This window comes from Acetobacter sp. DmW_125128 (assembly GCF_008704325.1).
In the GTDB taxonomy this organism is placed as follows: domain Bacteria; phylum Pseudomonadota; class Alphaproteobacteria; order Acetobacterales; family Acetobacteraceae; genus Acetobacter; species Acetobacter oryzifermentans.
Window position 1 is genome coordinate 43,841 of the sequence record NZ_VHOP01000019.1, and the last position, 17,085, is coordinate 60,925.

Consider the following 17,085-nt stretch of genomic DNA (forward strand, 5'->3'; position numbering starts at 1 on the left):
TCAAGCGTAGTGGTGAGGGGGCGGCAAGCTTTTAACTGCTTCCTAGCCAAAGCCCCCTTACCAGCGGGCTTTTTATGCGCGGCGTGTGGTACGGCGGCGCGTTGTGGTGTGCGTAGAACGGGAAGCAGAAGGCGCTGCGCATGTTTCAAAGGAAGCAGGCTGCGTGACGTCCTTGGCATCGGAGTAGCTGGAAAGATCTTCTCCGCTTTCCAGTGCATTCACTTCATCAAACATGGCAAGGCGCTGCTGGCAGAAAATGGTGCCAGATTGCAGGCCACGTTCAGACTGCACGTTGGCCAACTGCGTGATGTAATCATCATGCTCCTGCTGGGCACGGCGGCCATAGGTGGTGCGGAAGTAGCCGTTCAGGCGTTCTTCTTCCCGCAGGAGGGTGGTGCGAAACTTGGCCACGAATGCGTTGTAGCGATCCTGCGCACCGCAAGACAGTGCGGTAACCATCAGTTCGCTTTTTAGGCCCTGCACGTTAAAGGCTTCGTGCGCAGGGGAGTGGCCACATTCGCTGGCGGCAAAGGAAGCCGAGCTGTGCAGAACGCCCGCGGCAAGAACCCCCGCGGCAAGGAAACGGGAAAAGGACATAGTACCTCCGACAGATGCTGGAAAGGGAATACCGCATTCACGCAAGAAAGAAACTGGTATTTTTTCATACCCTCTGCCTGCTTTGGTGGTTGCGGATAAACCAGCATGTTATTTTGGCGTAAAAGTTGGAAAAATAGGCCGCTCTGTTTAGCAGAATATTTGCGGTTAAAAGATGTTTTCGCGCAGTTGTGTGGATGTTGATACGCCACAAGCTGCCAACGTGTGCTGTATGCCTCTTCCTTCCTGCTGCGGGATGTTTTAAAGGCAAATGCGAATCATGCTTTGTGGGTAGGGGCAGATGCCCGGTTTGGGCCTCTTTCCATTCAGCCCCGAAGCGTGCAGAAGAGATTGCAAGTTTAATTGATACAACAGAAGCGGAGCTGTCGAGTGCGCTTACGAGGAATTGCCGGTTTGGCGCTAACTGGTGGGATGCTTGCCGGCTGTGCAACAACGGGCGGCCCTATTCATATCGGGTCCCCCAATCCCTTTGGGTACCTTAAAAAGTCTGCCGTGTGCAGCACAACGCCTATCAAGAAAGAGGCTGATGGCTCACTTTCCACCACCATGACCGTGCGGTCTGATGATGGTCTGTGTGAAGTGCTGGTAGATCAGCCCGGTGGCAAGGCGTATGCATCCTTTGGGGTTTCTCCTGCGCCAGAGCACGGCAAGGCGTTCCTGTACACGCTGGATAGCGATACGCATGTTACCTACACCCCCACACTGGGCTATGCTGGGCAGGATAAGTTTACGGTTATCCTTATTCCCGGCCCCGGTCAGCAGCGCACACGCCTGACAGTGACGGCGCAGGTAGATGCAACGGGTGTGGTGATTCCGCACGCGGCTGTAACGGCACCTGCCGCAGAAGCTCCTAAAAAGAAAGCAGTGGTGCGTAAGGCTGTTACGCGTAAGCGTTAATTTGCCCTGCTACCCAGTTTTTGGGTGATAGAATTAAAAAACGGTGTTCCAGAAATGGAGCACCGTTTTTTTTTATGCTCTGATGTGCCGGGCAAAACCCGGCAGCAAGATGGGCAGGATAAAAACTAAATGGAAAATGTAATAGGTTCAGCCAATGGGCGCTTCAGCCCTGCGGATTCTGCCTGTTTAACCAGATCATCCAGTGTGGTTTTGCCCATCTGCGTGATGAGCTTCTGATCAAATTTATCCCAACACGGGGCCAGAACTTTCTGGAAAAGCGCACCCTGCGGGCCATCATTGGCATCGGTATCTGTGTTCAGTACGGCTTCAATAATATCCACCAAGGCAATATCGCGCCGGGGGCGGCCAAGCCGATAGCCCCCACGTGGGCCACGAATGCTTTCCAGCAAACCAGAACGAGAAAGAGCCTGAAGCAGTGGTTCTATGCCACGGCGCGCCAGTTCGGAGCGTTCTGCAATATCAGCAGCACTTACCGTGCCGGAACGCCCGGCGTGAAACGCAACATCCAGCATAATAAGAACGGCGGTCATGGCTCTATCACGACGGAGGATCATGCAAAACAGTCCCTGTCTTGGTTGGGGTATGGTTGATGATGTTTTATTTCCAGATCTTATGTTCAGTATAGCAGCACAGATATGGTTTATCTACGCTATAAATTCGTATTATATGGGTCTGAGAATTGTAAAACAGACATGGGAGAACTTCTAATGGCAGCATCAACGCAGGAAAAAGCGGATTACGGCTTTGCTGCACCCAGAGGGCGGGTTTACGAGTCTGTCCTTAATTTGGTGGGGGGCACGCCGCTTGTTGCGTTGCCACGGTTGACACAGGAAGATGAGCTGAAAGCCCGCGTACTGCTGAAGCTGGAGTTTTTTAACCCGCTTAGTTCTGTAAAAGACAGAATCGGCACCGCTATGGTGCTGGATGCTGAACGCAAGGGCCTGATTACACCGGGCCGTACTTTGCTGGTTGAACCCACTTCGGGCAATACGGGCATTTCTCTGGCGTTTGTAGCTGCTGCACGGGGCTATCGGCTGATTGTAACCATGCCAGAAGGGGCCTCTATTGAGCGGCGGCGTATGCTGCGCCTGATGGATGCGCAGGTAGAGCTTACGCCCGCACGTTTGGGGATGGCCGGGGCCATTGCCCGCGCAAACGAAATTCTGAACGAAACCCCAGATGCGTGGATGCCAGATCAGTTTGATAATCCGGCAAACCCCGCAGTACATGCCGCCACCACGGCAGAGGAAATCTGGGTAGATACCGCAGGCAAGGTGGATGTGGTTGTGGCCGGTGTTGGCACTGGCGGCACGGCCACCGGCATTGCAGAAGCCCTCAAACCCCGCTGCAATACGCTACAGGTTTTTGGTGTAGAACCGGCGGAAAGTGCGATTCTGAATGGTGATGAACCCGGCCCCCACGGTATTCAGGGTATTGGCCCCGGTTTTTGCCCTGCCACGCTGAATACAAAGCTGCTGGATGGTGTCATCACTGTTTCAGAGCGTGAGGCCATTGCGGCGGCGCGCCGTTGCGCCCGTTTGGATGGTATTCCGGTAGGTATTTCCTCTGGGGCATCTTTGCACGCAGCGTTACAACTGGCTGTGCAGGATGAATACAAAGGTAAAACCATTGTAGCCATTGCGCCTTCCTTTGCTGAACGCTACCTGTCCACCCCTCTGTTTACCGGCCTGTAAGGTCGGTTCTCAGCGGTCAGATTTGGCCCGGTAGCTACAAAAAAGCCCGTTCGGCCATATGGCCAACGGGCTTTTTTTGAAGCTGTAAAGCTGAAGCAGATCGTTTAGCGGAAAATAATTTCCACGCGCCGGTTTTGGGCTTCCTTGGTGTTGGGGCCTGTTGTGACCAGCGGATGTGTTTCACCATATCCATGAATATCAATGGTGGTGCCCGGTACGCCGTCACGCATCAGTTCGGCTTTCACCACTTCTGCACGGCGGAGCGAGAGCCGCATATTATATTCTTCACCAGCTTTCTGGCCAGGATGGGCGGAGGAGTTATCCGTATAGCCAGAAACCGTAATGCGCGTAAGCGCCACATGGGCGGCTGCCTGCGCTGCTACGCCAACAATGGAACGTGCCCGGTCTGTAAGATCGGATTTATCCCAATCAAAGAACACCAGATAGCTGCGGGCAGCCGCTGGGGCCGGTGCGGCCATAGTAGGTGCTGGCGGTGGTGGGGGTGGGGCCGGATTAAATTCATACCGCAGCCCCAGCATGAGGGTGTGGTTAAAATCGGTTTTGGTATCGTGATGCCCGCTAGAGAACTGATACGGGTGCGTCTGGTTGATGCTGTTGATAGTGCCGCCAATAGTGCCCCATGACGTTGCGCCATGAGATTGCGGGCCAAGCATTGTCCAGAACCGATATTCCGCTGTGGCAGATAGCCCAACAACCCACGGAATGGGGAAGGCGAGGCCAAAAATGCCCTGATAGGCAAAATTGCCAAACGTGCCGCCCATTTTTTCTGCAAGCTGGTTGCCCGGTGCGGTTACGGATGTGCGCATGGCGGTCCAGCCATAGCCAATACCGGCCCCAAAATACGGAAACAGCCACGGCTTGCCGACATCCAGATCAAACAGGGCATTGGCCATAACGCCATAAGTCTGGCGGCGGCCATCTGCACGGCTGTTGAAGGTGTTGGTAACAAACCGCTGGTAGCCCATGCTGCGGTAATCACCTTCAACTTCCACACGAAAGCCGTTGCCCAAGCCCCAACCGATGGAGCCAATACCCGCAGCGCCAGTGCGCCAGCGGTCTCGCCCATCAGGAAACTGGGCGGACGTACGTACGCGCTGATCCTGGTTAAAGGTAGCACCACCTTCACCCGCGATATAAAGCCCCTGCACAGGCTGGGCTTTTGCGGTTACGGCAGCACACAACAGAAGCCCCGCGGCCAGCGGCGCAGAAAGCAGCGTTTGCGCAAGCAATTTCTGGCGCGGCTTCATGGTCTTCTCCCTGCTATGGCAGTAGTCGCGCGATACGTCCGGCATCGCATCTAATAGTACGAAGGCACACATGCTTGCCTTCTTTGCTGTAAAGTTGCCCAGTGTGCAACAGGTAGAACGGCCAGTTGACACAAACAGACGGGTTTTATGTGTAATAAATGCCGCAGGCGTGTGCGATAAGCCACAATTAAGCAAATTGTATCAGAGCAGTATTGCTTCAAACGAAGGGCTGAAGCTGTCCGATTCAATTTCCAGAACCCATAAGTCGGGGTCAAACTTAACCTGACGTTCTATAAACTTCTGAATCTGTTCCGCATCAACAGGCGTATTACCTGTTGCACGCAGCCATGCGGGTTCACCTTCTGGTGTACGGGTCTGGCTTAAAACCACGCCAGAACCGTTGCGCGCCGCCAACACCACCAGAATGCCACCTGCATCTGGGTCTCCCTTGCGCAAAAGCATGGCGGAACGGCCATCTTGCCCGCTTTGGCGGAGTATGGCGCGGGCCATGATATCGGTTTTAAGGCGGGGTGGGGGTGCCATATATCCTGCTTTAAGGGGCTGCGGAAATCTGGGGGGCGGTTACGGCATCATCCGGAATGGCGTTGATGGCCGTTTTATACCACTGTGGATTCTCCAGCACGCTACGCGCCACGTTTACATCCCGGTCTGTTCCCAAAGCGGCGGGGCAGGTTTTGCGGATAGACATAATCTGGGAAACGGGAATCGGAAAGCGCGCATTGCGAGAAGCCGTAATGGCAGCCTGATTGGCTACTTGCCCTTCTGCCAGATCATGCAGATTTTTTTCTACATCAGCAGCACCAAGGCTGGTGCAAACCTGAGGCATGACACCAAGGCCCTGCAACGGCCACCGCAACGGAGCTATAACGCGGCTCCATGTTACAAACAGCTCACCTTCATCAGGCAGTTGCGCCACGGTTTGCACAAGCCCTTTGCCCAATGTGGCGCTGCCAATCACTACCGCGCGGCGATGATCCGCCAAGGCTGCGGCCAGAATTTCTGCCGCACTTGCGGTGCGCCCATCTACTAAAATGGCAATGGGCAGGCCGTTTGTCATGTCTCCACCCTGCACGGCCCAGATGTGGTTTGCCTGAGAATCCCGCCCGCTGGTTACAGCGGCCACACCTCTATCAAGCAGCAGGGCTGCGGCGGTTACGGCCTGTTGCAGCACGCCGCCACGGTTGCCGCGCAAATCTATAATCAGGCCTTTTAAGTGCGTATCCTGCACGGCCTGATCCAGATACTGGCTCATTTCCTCTGCGGTATCGGAGGAAAAGGCCGTTACGCGCAGCACCACAATAGAGCCACTGGCAAAAGCAAATACGGTTTCGGGCGGGGTTTTGGCGCGGCGCAGGGTTACGGTGCGGGCGCGGCGCTGGCCGGGGGTGAGCAGGCGCAGCACAACGGGGGTATCTTCCTCTCCGCGCAGCCATTCCATAACCGTTTCGGGCGTTTTGCCTGCTGTTAAGCGGTTGTTGACGGAAAGCAGCCTGTCACCCGTATCTATGGCGGCTGTCCAGGCCGGGCCGTTGGCGTTTATGGCGGATACAACAAGGTAGCGGCCACTTTGCCCCAGGCTAACGCCAATATCTGCTTCTCCACCCACACGCGCAGCCCGATCTGATGTGGCGGAAGTGGGGCCAATATAGCGGGAATAGGGGTCTAGATGGTTAAACAGTTCATCAAAAAACGCCTGCACCAGTTCTTCGCGGCTGGTTGTGCGCACGGCAAGGGAATGGGCGCGGGCTGTATCCAGAAAATCCACGGCAATTTGTGCCCAATCATCTGCTGAACCATCTGTAGGGGCAGGGCGGGAGAGCAGGCTGGTTTGGCCAGAAAGAAGCTGGATATTGGCCCCGCGGGAATCGAAAGACAGGGAAGGATCAAGCGCAGAAAGGCTGGCCAGTCCCCAAAGTGTGAAATCCCGATAACTATGAGCTTCCAGCGTGCGCGGCTGTAAAAACTGAAGGGCGGTGCTGATAACGGATTTAACCATCAGCATATCCGGCACAGGTGCTTTGTCTGGCGCCGCAGTAGCGGAAGCAGCGGGTTGTTGTTCTGCCGTAGGTGCTACGGATGCAGTAGCCTGTGTTGCAGAGGCCGAGCCCGGAGCACTGTCTGGCAGCGGTGTATCGGATTTGTTTTGGGCGTGCAGGGGTGCAGGCTGGCAAAAAAGCAACACAGCCAGCACCATGCCCGGCAAGGCACGCGGCAGACCACGCACAAACCAGATGGCGGTTTCAGTGCTCATATACGGCATCAGTCAGCATCAGCGTACCTCGTGCCGGGCAGGTGCCCGCCAAGGTAACTGAAAGTACAGCCCCACTTTGCACGTGGGGGTGATGTGCCAAGGCATGGGTGTGCTGCGAGTCGTCATTCATCCCTGTGCGATCCGGAAAAGCTGACCATGCAAGGAAAGACGGAGTTCCGGTTTTCGTCAATCTCACCCGCAAGCCATGCCGTGTTGCTGTCATGACATGGGCGGACATTCTCTGGCCAATAAGCGGAGCAAGAAAGAGAGCAGCCAGCCGGTTCAGACTATCCTGCATGATGGTTGCTGCCCGGCGTTCTGTAAAGTTTAGCTGTGATACCAAAGCCACATCTGGTGCTGGCAGGGGGACGTGAGGCAGCGCAGAAGAGTCGTTTATATGGGTTAAGGCGCGGTGTGCCAGCAGATCTGCATAGCGGCGGATGGGGCTGGTAAAATGCGTGTAGTGCTTGAGCCGCAGGCCATAATGTGATGCTGCGCAGGTGCTGTAGCGTGCCATAGGGCGCGGGCTATCGGGGCTGGGCTGCGCATGGGTACGGAAAAGTGCTGGCAGCGCTTGCGCGTGCAATTTTTCCGCTGCGATCTGATTAGCCAGAATCATGCACGCCGCCACCATATAATGTGCTTCCTGAGTGTTACGCGGCACAAAGGCACAGGGTTGCCCGCTGCTATCAAACTGCACGTTCCAACCTGTTTCTTCCCGTTCCATAACACCGCGTTGGAGGGCTGCGCGCCGAATGGCGGCACCCGCATTGCGCAATGCGGGAAGTAGCGCAGGTGCTAACAGGGCCGCAGGGTGTTCGGGCGGCAAAGTGGGCTGATGTGCTTGTGTCTCAAAGACTTGCTGCACGGTCTCATATGTCAGCCGCGCTGCACTTTGCATGATCCCGCGGCCAATATGAGCAGAAACTACATGCCCATCCGAGGTGATGTAGATATCAGCAAAGAGGCAAAGCCGATCCTGCCCCGGCAAAAGGGAACAAGCCTGTGCAGAAAGAGCCAGTGGCAGCATGGGCACCACTCTGTCTGGCAGATAAATGGAATTGCCGCGTTCTTGCGCTTCCATATCCAGCGCGGAGCCGGGCTTTACCCAATGCGCTACATCGGCAATGGCCACAATAAGATGAAAACCCTCAGCCGTTTGTTCGGCCCAGAGTGCATCATCAAAATCATGCGCTGAGGCCTCATCAATGGTGATAAGCGGCAGGTGGCGTAAATCTGTGCGGCCAGAAGGCGCAGGTGCGCTCTGTAAGGCAGTGTTCTGGTGTGCGATCTGCCGGGCTTCGGCCTCGGCCTGTTCTGAAAATGTAGTGGGTGGATGATGGATAAGCAGGCTGAGGCGTGAGGGCATGCCTGCATCATCCGCCTTGCCCAAAACGCTGTGTACACGTCCCGCATAAGCGCCATGAGGCAGAGCATGCGGTGTTGCAAGCCCAATCTGCTGCGGTGCGAGAGGGAGGGAGTTTGTACTTTCTTCTGGGGTAAGCGGCAGGTTTAACCGTGCATCACATGGCAGCAACAAGGGTTCTGGCGTGTTGGCGGGGGTAACGGGCAGGTTGTTATCAAGCCGGGTCAGAAGCCGCAGGCCACGCGCTTCGCGCTTTTGAGTGCCCGTTGCCGGGCGCAGGCGTACCAGCACAATATCGCCGGGGAAAAAATACGGCGTATCCGGCGGCTTTATCAGCAATACAACAGGGCGGGAGAGTACATCATCGGCCAAAAAGCCAGCCGCGTTGCCATCATCCCGAATATAGGAAACCCGCATACGGGCAACATCTGGCAGGCCGATGGAAGCCTTGAGCGTGCCAGCAGCAAGATCAAGCAGATCCCCCGCAACGGCCATATCGTGCAGCAAAGCGCGTATGCTGGCCTTTTGCCGCACGGGAAGCTGGAAGGTGCGCAGAATGTCCGTTAGCCCGGTGGCGGCTCCGGCGCGGCTTTCAAGAAAAGCCCGTAGCTCCTGCACAGATGGCAGGGCAGAAACATACGGGCTTGCCAACACGACAGATTACTCGGTCTCGGCTTTTTTCTTGCGCGTTGTGGTGGTGGCCTTCTTTTTGGCGGGTGCTTTTTTCTTGGGCGCCGCTTTTTCCGCACCGTCTTCATCAGCCTTGGCTGTGCTTTTGGTTGCGGTTTTCTTTTTGGCCGTTGTTTTGGTGGTGGCTTTCTTTTTGGCGCCAGCCTTGGCTTTTAGGGGTTTGCCCTTGTCTACCAACAGAGCCACGGCCTCATCCAGCGTTACGGCATCCATATCTGTGCCGCGCGGCAGGGTGGCTACTATCTGACCATGCTGCACATATGGGCCAAAGCGGCCCTTGCGCACCATAACCGGCTCACCATCCTTGGGGTGCACACCCAGATTGCGGATGGAGGCCAGCTTTTTGGCCAGTGCATCCACAGCGCGGTTCAGGCCGATGGTTAGAACGTCATCGTCCTTGTCCAGAGAGCCATATACTGCGCCCATTTTTACAAATGGACCAAAGCGCCCAAGCCCGGCCTGAATGGGCTCGCCCGTTTCGGGGTGAACGCCAACAAGGCGGGGCAGGGAAAGCAGGCCAAGGGCCTGATCCAGCGTAATGCTTTCCCCATTGATGTTTTTGGGCAGAGAAGCACGCTTGGGCTTGGCTTTTTTGTCTTCGGGGTTGGGTTCACCCTGCTGCACATACAGGCCCCACGGGCCTTGGCGCACAGTAATATCCTCACCCGTTTCCGGGTTCTGGCCCAAAAGGCGCATACCGTCCTTAAGGGCAGCATCATCACCTTCTTCGGCGCTATCTGCCGTTAAGCGGCGGGTGTACTGGCATTCCGGATAGTTGGAGCAACCAATAAATGCGCCATAACGGCCGAGCTTCAGCCCAAGGCGGCCTGTGCCGCAGGAAGGGCAAACCCGCGGGTCTGATCCATCCGTCCGATCGGGGAAGAAGAATGGCCCCAAGTCCTTATCGAGTGCGTTGAGCACATCGGTAATGGTGAGTTCCTTGGTGCCGGATACGGCTTTGGAAAAATCGTTCCAGAACGCTGCCAGAACCTGCTTCCACTGTGCGCGGCCACCGGAGATATCATCCAGCAGTTCTTCAAGGCTGGCGGTAAAGCCCGTATCCACATATCGCTCAAAGAACGAGACAAGGAAGGCCGTAACCAGACGCCCGCGCGCTTCGGGAATAAAGCGGCGGTTTTCAAGCCGCACATAGCTGCGATCCTGCAATACGGTCAGGATGGAAGCATAGGTAGAGGGGCGACCAATACCCAGCTCTTCCATCTTTTTGACCAGCGATGCTTCGGAATAACGCGGCGGCGGCTGGGTGAAGTGCTGCTCGGCATCCACTTTTTCGCGCTTGAGCGGGTCTTTTTCCTGCATGCTGGGCAGCATACGGGCATCATCATCCGCTGCTTTTTCCGTATCATCGCGCCCTTCACGGTAGAGCTTGAGAAAGCCCTCAAACGTGATGATGGAGCCATTGGCGCGCAGCACGGTCTGGCCGGAGGGGCCAGCAATATCTACCGCCACCTGATCCAGAGATGCGGATTCCATCTGGCTGGCAACTGCACGTTTCCATACCAGTTCGTACAACCGGCGCTGATCATTGTTCAGGAACCGAGCAACGGAGTCGGGCGTGCGGGAAACATCTGTGGGGCGCACGGCCTCATGCGCTTCCTGCGCGTTTTTCACCTTGGAAGTATAGATACGCGGCTTGGCGGGCACATATTCCGTGCCAATTTTCTGGCCGATATGCTGACGGATAGCATTAATGGCTTCCTGCGCCATCGTCACGCCATCGGTTCGCATATAGGTGATCAAACCTACAGTTTCACCGCCCAGATCCATGCCTTCATAAAGCTGCTGGGCGGTGCGCATGGTGGTTTGCGCGCTCATGCCCAACTTGCGGGAGGCTTCCTGCTGCAACGTAGAGGTGGTGAACGGTGGCTGCGGGTTGCGGCGAACCTTGCGGCGTTCAATAGATTTTACGGCAAGGTTTTCAGCTTCCACCGCTTTTTTAGCAGCTTCGGCCAGTTCGGCGTTGTGCAGATCAAACTGATCCAGCTTTTTGCCGTTTAGATGCGTTAGCCGTGCGGTAAAGGCGGCACCCGCAGGGGTAAGCAGCGATGCAATAACGCTCCAGTATTCCCGCGGCTTAAAAACCTCAATCTCGGCTTCGCGCTCACAAATCAGGCGGAGCGCCACAGATTGCACACGTCCCGCACTGCGAGAGCCGGGCAGTTTGCGCCACAACACGGGGGAAAGCGTAAAGCCCACCAGATAATCCAGCGCCCGGCGGGCCAGATAGGCCTCAATCAGCGGGAAATCCAGATCCCGCGGGTGTTCCATGGCGTACCGAATGGCGGATTTGGTAATTTCGTTAAACGTAACGCGCTGAACATCCACCCCTTTCAGGGCTTTGCGTTCTTCCAGCATAGCGCGCACATGCCACGAAATGGCTTCACCCTCGCGGTCAGGGTCAGTGGCCAGATACAGTCGGTGGGCGCCTTTAAGCGCCTTGGCAATGGCGGCAACCTGCTTCATGCCCCGTTCATCAGACTGCCACTTCATGGTGAAGTCTTCATCCGGCAGCACGGAGCCATCCTTGGGTGGCAGATCGCGCACATGCCCGAAGGAGGCCAGTACCGTGTAGCCATCACCCAGATATTTGTTGATCGTTTTTGCCTTTGCGGGCGATTCGACCACAACAACGTCAGTCATACTCTCTCCGACCTGCCTGCAAGCAGCACTTACCCTGTCGTTTCTGCCTGATTATCCGCCAGACCGACCATGCCCCCAGGATAAGTGGAGACGCAGCCAGAAAGCTCAAGTTCCGTGAGCGCGACAAGCACGGCAGAAGCCGAGAACTGGCAGCGCCTTATCAGATCGTCAACCGCTATGGGCGTAAAGGAGAGGAGCGAAAGCAGGTTTTCGCGCACATCTTGTGCGGTGGAAGGCGCTGAAAAATGCGGTTTTAAGGCAATTGGCTCTTTTTCATCCACATTTTGGGGAGAAGTAAAAAATGCAGGTTCCGGAGGGTCTGAAACAAAAGGCAGGCCAGTTTGCGCAGCAGATGCAGATTTTTTCTGGCGTGGTGCGGTAACGCTGGAAAGGGGGTGCGTAGAGCCAGCAGGTTGAGGAACAACAGGCGGCAAATGTGGCAAAATATCTGCCACGCTTTCTGTTAAAACAGCGCCATTACGCAAAAGATTGTTACTGCCCCTGCAACGCGGGTCTAGCGGTGATCCGGGAACGGCAAATAACTCCCGCCCATAATCTACTACCATGCGGGCAGTAATGAGTGTGCCAGAATGGGGTGCTGCTTCCACCACCACGCAGCCAAGGCCCAAGCCTGCAATAAGCCGGTTACGGCGTGGGAAGTGGCGCGCCAAAGGGGCCGTGCCTAGTGGGGCCTCGGTTACTACTGCGCCTTTTTGGGCAATTTCTGCCTGAAGGCTGGCATTTTCTGGTGGGTAGGGGCAATCCAGCCCACCGGCAATGGCGGCTACGGTGCAGCCCAGCCGATGGAGCGCCCCTTTATGGGCGGCTTTATCAATGCCGCGCGCCAAGCCGGAAATAACGCTTAGCTCGGCTTCTACCAGTTCTGTTGCAAGGCTTTCTGCCAGCCGCATGCCCTGTGCAGAGGCATTGCGTGCCCCCACAATGCTGACTCCTGCACGGCTAAGGCACGCAACATCGCCCAGAACACTTAGCACAGGCGGCGCATCCGGAATCTGGCGTAAAAAAGCAGGGTAATCTGTATCAAAAAGTGTGAGAAAACAGCCACCCATTTGCAAGGTGGCGTCTATCTCCCGCATCACCACATCCATAGGCGGCATAACCGGCTGGTTACGCCCCCGCACTGACAGATAAGGCAGGGCTTCCAGCGCTGCTGCGGCAGAGCCGTATTTATCTACCAGTTTCCGCCATGTGCGTGGGCCAACCTGTTCAGTACGGGCCAGACGTAGGCAGGCGGGTAGAGATGTCATATGCGAAAAATCAGACAGCCAAGTTGCAGATCACGGCTTTTTCTCACCAATCCGCGGCTCTTTCCCGCTAAAAATGCGGACAATGTTTTCATGATGCCGCGCAATCACCAACACGCTGATCAGCACAGCAGCCAATGGCTTGGGAGAGGCATGAAAGGAAAAACCATAAAGTGCGAGCACCACCACCGGCATGATGATGAAGGCCGCTAAGGCACCGGCAGAGGAAATGCGTGTCAGCTTGGCAACACCCAGCCATGTGGCGCAGCCAGCCAGCCCGGTAAGCGGAGAAAGGGCCAGCATGGCGCCCAGCCCGGTTGCAACGCCTTTGCCGCCTTTGAACCCCAGAAAAATCGGGTAGCAATGGCCCACCACAGCGGCCAGTGCAGCCACGGTTACGGTGTTGTCTGAAAAATCAGGCGGCGTCATAATCCAGGCAATGGCGACTGCCAAAAAACCTTTGGCAGCATCCAGCAGCAGCGTTGCGGCTGCCAGATCCTTCCGGCCCGTACGCAAGACATTGGTGGCCCCGATATTGCCGGAACCAATTTTGCGTAAATCTCCCGCACCAGCCAGATTGGTAAGGAGCAGCCCAAAGGGCACGCTGCCCAGCGTGTAGCCCATGAACGCCATGGCCGCGATAAGCTTTAAGGCATAGGGGGGCAGGGAGTCCATTATGCCTGCCCTGCCTCATAAACCCGGCGGCCGGCTTTCCATGTGCCAAGCACACGGCCTTCCAGCGGGCGACCATCAAAGGGTGTGTTTTGCGCCCGGCCCGGCAGTTTGCCAGCTTCCACCAGCCAGCTTTGTTCGGGATCGAACAAGCACAGATCAGCCGCAGCGCCAACGGCCAGCGTGCCGCATTCTGCACCCAGCAACTGTGCCGGGCGATGGGTTAGCAAAGAAAGAGCCTGAGGCAGTGTGAGCGTGCCATCATGCACCCGTGCCAGCGTAACACCCAGAAGCGTTACCAAACCTGTGCCGCCGGTTGCGGCCTGCGCAAAGGGCAGGCGCTTGTCATCTGCATCACGCGGGAGGTGGTCTGAACCAATGGCGTCTATCGTGCCATCTGCCAGCGCGGCGCAAATGGCCAGCCGGTCTTCCTCGCTCCGCAATGGGGGAGAGAACTTGGCGTAGGTGCGGAAATCACCAATCGTGTTTTCGTTCAGGTCAAAATACGGGGGCGCGGTATCACAGGTTACATTCAGCCCGCGTTCCTTGGCTTGGCGGATAAGGGCCACACCTTCACCGGTGGAAACATGGGCAAAATGCAGCCGCCCGCCCGTAAGTTCAGCCAGCCGCATATCCCGCGCAATCATAATGGCTTCTGCCGCTGCGGGAATACCGGGTAACCCCAGCCGTGTGGCCAAAGCCCCAGCGGTGGCACAGCCAGAGCCTGCCAGCGAAGGTTCTTCAGGGTGCTGTACAATCATGGCCCCAAAGCCACTGGCGTAGGAAAGGGCCAGCCGCATTAACCGCGCGGGGTCTAGCGCACGTGCGCCATCTGTAAAGGCCACGGCTCCCGCTTCGTGCAGCAGGCCAATTTCGGCCAGTTCCTTGCCTTCGCACCCTTTGGTGAGGGCACCGTAGGGCAAAATGGTGATGGCTCCGGTTTCTTCCCCACGGGTGCGCAGCATACGCACAAGGGCCGGGTTATCTATGGCTGGTTTGCAGGTGGGCAGCACGGCAAGGGTGGTAATACCCCCAGCGGAAGCGGCCCGCGCGGCGGAGGAAACGGTTTCACGGTATTCATACCCCGGTTCACCAATTTCTACGCGCATATCTACAAGGCCGGGGCACAGCACAGCGTTTTTGCCATCAATAACGGTGGCTTCTTCCGGTGCGCCTTCGGCTCCGGCTTTATCTGTGCCAACAATAACGCCATCACGCACCAGCAGGCGGCCGGGTTGATCCAACCCGGAAGCGGGGTCTATCAGGCGGACGTTTTCAAATAAAAGGGTATTCATGCGGCGGGCCTGCTGCGGGTAAGGCGGTCCAGAACGGCCATGCGCACGGCAACGCCCATTTCAACCTGTTCCTGAATCACGCTCTGGTCAGAATCAGCGACAAGACTGTCTATTTCCACGCCGCGGTTCATGGGGCCGGGGTGCATTACCAGCGCATTCTTGCGGGCCAACTGCAACCGGCGCTGATCCAGCCCGAAAAAGCGGAAATACTCACGCGCGCTGGGGATAAGGCCAGAGGACATGCGTTCACGCTGCAAGCGCAGCATCATCACCACATCCACATCTTGCAGGCCTTCTTCCATGTTGTGGAAGATATCCACCCCGCGTTGCTTCATGGCGCCGGGTACCAGTGTGGGTGGCCCAACAAGCCGCACCGTGCTGCCCATGCCTGTAAGCAAGAAGATGTTGGAGCGCGCCACGCGGGAATGGGCTACATCCCCACAAATGGCTACCTTTAGCCCGCCTAATGTGCCCAAGTGGCGGCGAATTGTGAGCGCATCCAGCAGGGCCTGTGTGGGGTGCTCGTGCATGCCGTCACCCGCATTTACCACGCTGGCTTCCACCTTTTGCGCCAGCAGGGCCGGTGCGCCGGATTGAGCATGGCGCACCACCAGCAGGTCTGTCCGCATGGCGTTAAGTGTGGCGGCGGTGTCCAGCAGGGTTTCACCCTTGTTCACAGAGGATTGGGCAACGGACATATTGATAACGTCCGCCCCCAAACGCTTACCCGCCAGCTCAAAAGATGTGCGGGTGCGCGTGCTGTCCTCAAAGAACAGGTTGATAAGGGTGCGCCCCCGCAGCACATCACGCGGCACCTTGCGGGAGCGGTTGAGCAGGGCATAGCTTTCGGCCAGATCCAGCAAAGGCTCAATCTGGTCGGGCGTCATGCCTTCCAGCCCGAGCAGATGCCGGGTGTGGCGGCCGGGAAAGCTAGCCATGCAGAACGGCTCCCAAACGGGCGAGGGTTTCATCCTTGCCCAGTGCTTGCAGGGTGGCATCAATGCCGGGGGATGTGTTGGAGCCTGTAACGGCGGCACGCACAGGCTGCGCTACTTTACCCAGCTTGAGTTCATGCTTTTCAGCAAAGTTGCGCAAGGTGGTATCAATGGCTTCTGGCGTAAAATCTGGCACGGCGGCTAAATCACGCGCCAGTTCACCCAGCATGGTGCGGGCTTCTGGCGTGAGCAGCTTTTGTGCTTTGTCATTGAATGCCAGCGGTACCTGACGGCCAAGGAAAGCCGCACTTTCTGCCAGTTCAACCAGCGTGCGTGCGCGTTCCTTCAACCCCGGCATCAGGGCAGCCACGCGGGCGCGGGTGGTTTCATCCACACTTACGCCGTCCATCTTTTTAAAGCGTTCCATCACATCGTTGGTCAGGCGTTCATCATCCGCCTGCCGCAGCCATACGGCGTTGATGTGCAGCAGCTTGGCATAATCCATGCGGGAAGGAGAGCGGCCCACGCCATCAATATCAAACAGCTTGATCTGCTCTTCTCTAGAGAGGATTTCTGCATCCCCATGTCCCCAGCCCAGACGCAACAGGTAGTTGCACAGGGCTTCGGGCAGGTAGCCCATTTCACGGAATTCCACCACAGACTGCGCGCCGTGGCGTTTAGAAAGCTTGGCGCCATCCGGGCCATGAATAAGCGGCAGATGCCCAAAGCGTGGCAGATCCCACCCCATGGCGCGGTAGATCATGGCTTGGCGGAAGGTGTTGGTTAAGTGGTCATCACCACGGATAACGTGGGTAATGGCCATATCGTGGTCATCCACCACAACGGCGTGCTGATAGGTGGGGGTGCCATCGGACCGCAGGATGATCATGTCATCCAGTTCGGCATTGGCAACGCGCACTTCACCCTGCACAAGGTCATGAATGGTGGCTTCCCCTTCACGCGGGGCTTTAATACGCACGGCAAAAGGTGCGCCAGCCGGAGCCTCGGAGGGGTTCCGATCTCGCCACATGCCGTTATAGCGTGGGGGCAGGCCTTTGGCCTTGGCATCCTCACGCATCTGGTGCAGCTCTTCCGGCGTGCAATAGCATTTATAAGCGAGGCCCTTTTCCAGCAGCTCAAGGGCAACTTCCCGGTGCCGCGCCTCACGCGAGGATTGGAAGACGGGTTCTTCATCCGGTTCAATCCCCATCCAGGCCAGACCGTCAAAAATAACGTCTACAGCCTGTTGGGTGGAACGCTCACGGTCGGTATCCTCAATACGCAGGAGGAACTCGCCGCCGTGATGACGGGCAAAGAGGAAATTGAACAGGGCTGCGCGGGCGTTGCCAATATGCAGCAGGCCTGTAGGACTCGGAGCGAAGCGTGTACGGATGGTGGTCATGGGGTGGTTCCATACCATGCGCGAGCGCAAGG

Annotated in this window: 14 protein-coding genes; 2 read left to right on the forward strand and 12 right to left on the reverse strand. The window is 56.9% G+C overall.

Going from position 1 to position 17,085, the window contains the following annotated elements; translation table 11 throughout:
• Positions 1 to 72 precede the first annotated feature (72 nt).
• Positions 73 to 597, reverse strand: a complete 525-nt coding sequence (locus FKW19_RS07860) for a hypothetical protein (RefSeq protein ID WP_035354045.1) — start codon at positions 595 to 597, stop codon at positions 73 to 75.
• A gap of 387 nt (positions 598 to 984) precedes the next feature.
• Here FKW19_RS07860 and FKW19_RS07865 point away from each other — a divergent pair, with 387 nt between their 5' ends.
• On the forward strand, positions 985 to 1,512 hold the full coding sequence (locus FKW19_RS07865; RefSeq protein WP_035354042.1) for an Ig-like domain-containing protein: 528 nt from the start codon (positions 985 to 987) through the stop codon (positions 1,510 to 1,512).
• A 125-nt stretch (positions 1,513 to 1,637) separates the two neighbouring features.
• On the opposite strand, the gene FKW19_RS07870 is transcribed toward FKW19_RS07865, so the two are convergent.
• Complete coding sequence (locus FKW19_RS07870; protein ID WP_006116249.1) at positions 1,638 to 2,087, reverse strand: Rrf2 family transcriptional regulator; 450 nt, start codon at positions 2,085 to 2,087, stop codon at positions 1,638 to 1,640.
• A 138-nt stretch (positions 2,088 to 2,225) separates the two neighbouring features.
• Between FKW19_RS07870 and cysK the strand changes: the two genes are divergently transcribed.
• Positions 2,226 to 3,227, forward strand: coding sequence for a cysteine synthase A (gene cysK / locus FKW19_RS07875; RefSeq protein ID WP_162870719.1), 1,002 nt, complete (start codon positions 2,226 to 2,228; stop codon positions 3,225 to 3,227).
• A 104-nt stretch (positions 3,228 to 3,331) separates the two neighbouring features.
• Here the strand turns inward: cysK and FKW19_RS07880 are convergent, their stop codons facing one another.
• The 10 genes from FKW19_RS07880 to gltX form a co-directional block, all read right to left on the reverse strand.
• On the reverse strand, positions 3,332 to 4,567 hold the full coding sequence (locus FKW19_RS07880) for an OmpA family protein (RefSeq protein ID WP_170315302.1): 1,236 nt from the start codon (positions 4,565 to 4,567) through the stop codon (positions 3,332 to 3,334).
• A 129-nt stretch (positions 4,568 to 4,696) separates the two neighbouring features.
• A complete protein-coding gene (locus FKW19_RS07885; protein ID WP_089178738.1) occupies positions 4,697 to 5,038 on the reverse strand; it encodes a DUF1491 family protein in 342 nt (113 codons plus the stop codon).
• A gap of 10 nt (positions 5,039 to 5,048) precedes the next feature.
• Positions 5,049 to 6,710 (reverse strand): S41 family peptidase, encoded by a 1,662-nt coding sequence (locus tag FKW19_RS07890; RefSeq protein WP_193561061.1) that lies wholly within the window; start codon positions 6,708 to 6,710, stop codon positions 5,049 to 5,051.
• A 46-nt stretch (positions 6,711 to 6,756) separates the two neighbouring features.
• Positions 6,757 to 8,787, reverse strand: a complete 2,031-nt coding sequence (locus FKW19_RS07895) for a ribonuclease R family protein (protein WP_089178740.1) — start codon at positions 8,785 to 8,787, stop codon at positions 6,757 to 6,759.
• A 6-nt stretch (positions 8,788 to 8,793) separates the two neighbouring features.
• Positions 8,794 to 11,484, reverse strand: a complete 2,691-nt coding sequence (topA, locus tag FKW19_RS07900; RefSeq protein WP_089178741.1) for a type I DNA topoisomerase — start codon at positions 11,482 to 11,484, stop codon at positions 8,794 to 8,796.
• 29 nt (positions 11,485 to 11,513) lie between these two features.
• Positions 11,514 to 12,752, reverse strand: coding sequence for a DNA-processing protein DprA (gene dprA, locus FKW19_RS07905; RefSeq protein ID WP_089178742.1), 1,239 nt, complete (start codon positions 12,750 to 12,752; stop codon positions 11,514 to 11,516).
• A 30-nt stretch (positions 12,753 to 12,782) separates the two neighbouring features.
• Positions 12,783 to 13,424: a glycerol-3-phosphate 1-O-acyltransferase PlsY gene (gene plsY / locus FKW19_RS07910; RefSeq protein WP_089178743.1), complete on the reverse strand. Its 642-nt coding sequence runs from the start codon at positions 13,422 to 13,424 to the stop codon at positions 12,783 to 12,785.
• Positions 13,424 to 14,716: a dihydroorotase family protein gene (locus FKW19_RS07915; protein ID WP_006116238.1), complete on the reverse strand. Its 1,293-nt coding sequence runs from the start codon at positions 14,714 to 14,716 to the stop codon at positions 13,424 to 13,426. The genes plsY and FKW19_RS07915 overlap by 1 nt, the downstream gene beginning before the upstream one ends.
• Positions 14,713 to 15,654: an aspartate carbamoyltransferase catalytic subunit gene (locus FKW19_RS07920; RefSeq protein WP_035354029.1), complete on the reverse strand. Its 942-nt coding sequence runs from the start codon at positions 15,652 to 15,654 to the stop codon at positions 14,713 to 14,715. The genes FKW19_RS07915 and FKW19_RS07920 overlap by 4 nt, the downstream gene beginning before the upstream one ends.
• Positions 15,647 to 17,053, reverse strand: coding sequence for a glutamate--tRNA ligase (gene gltX / locus FKW19_RS07925; protein ID WP_089179895.1), 1,407 nt, complete (start codon positions 17,051 to 17,053; stop codon positions 15,647 to 15,649). Before gltX ends, FKW19_RS07920 begins: the two co-directional genes overlap by 8 nt.
• Between the last annotated feature and the right edge of the window lie 32 nt (positions 17,054 to 17,085).

What these genes read in the sequence shown, in the direction of transcription:
- gltX (WP_089179895.1), bottom strand. Translation starts at nt 17,053, where the DNA reads ATGACCACCATCCGTACACGCTTCGCTCCGAGTCCTACAGGCCTGCTG.
- FKW19_RS07920 (WP_035354029.1), bottom strand. Translation starts at nt 15,654, where the DNA reads ATGGCTAGCTTTCCCGGCCGCCACACCCGGCATCTGCTCGGGCTGGAA.
- FKW19_RS07860 (WP_035354045.1), bottom strand. Translation starts at nt 597, where the DNA reads ATGTCCTTTTCCCGTTTCCTTGCCGCGGGGGTTCTTGCCGCGGGCGTT.
- plsY (WP_089178743.1), bottom strand. Translation starts at nt 13,424, where the DNA reads ATGGACTCCCTGCCCCCCTATGCCTTAAAGCTTATCGCGGCCATGGCG.
- FKW19_RS07890 (WP_193561061.1), bottom strand. Translation starts at nt 6,710, where the DNA reads ATGGTGCTGGCTGTGTTGCTTTTTTGCCAGCCTGCACCCCTGCACGCC.
- topA (WP_089178741.1), bottom strand. Translation starts at nt 11,484, where the DNA reads ATGACTGACGTTGTTGTGGTCGAATCGCCCGCAAAGGCAAAAACGATC.
- FKW19_RS07885 (WP_089178738.1), bottom strand. Translation starts at nt 5,038, where the DNA reads ATGGCACCCCCACCCCGCCTTAAAACCGATATCATGGCCCGCGCCATA.
- FKW19_RS07915 (WP_006116238.1), bottom strand. Translation starts at nt 14,716, where the DNA reads ATGAATACCCTTTTATTTGAAAACGTCCGCCTGATAGACCCCGCTTCC.
- FKW19_RS07870 (WP_006116249.1), bottom strand. Translation starts at nt 2,087, where the DNA reads ATGATCCTCCGTCGTGATAGAGCCATGACCGCCGTTCTTATTATGCTG.
- FKW19_RS07880 (WP_170315302.1), bottom strand. Translation starts at nt 4,567, where the DNA reads ATGTGTGCCTTCGTACTATTAGATGCGATGCCGGACGTATCGCGCGAC.
- dprA (WP_089178742.1), bottom strand. Translation starts at nt 12,752, where the DNA reads ATGACATCTCTACCCGCCTGCCTACGTCTGGCCCGTACTGAACAGGTT.
- cysK (WP_162870719.1), top strand. Translation starts at nt 2,226, where the DNA reads ATGGGAGAACTTCTAATGGCAGCATCAACGCAGGAAAAAGCGGATTAC.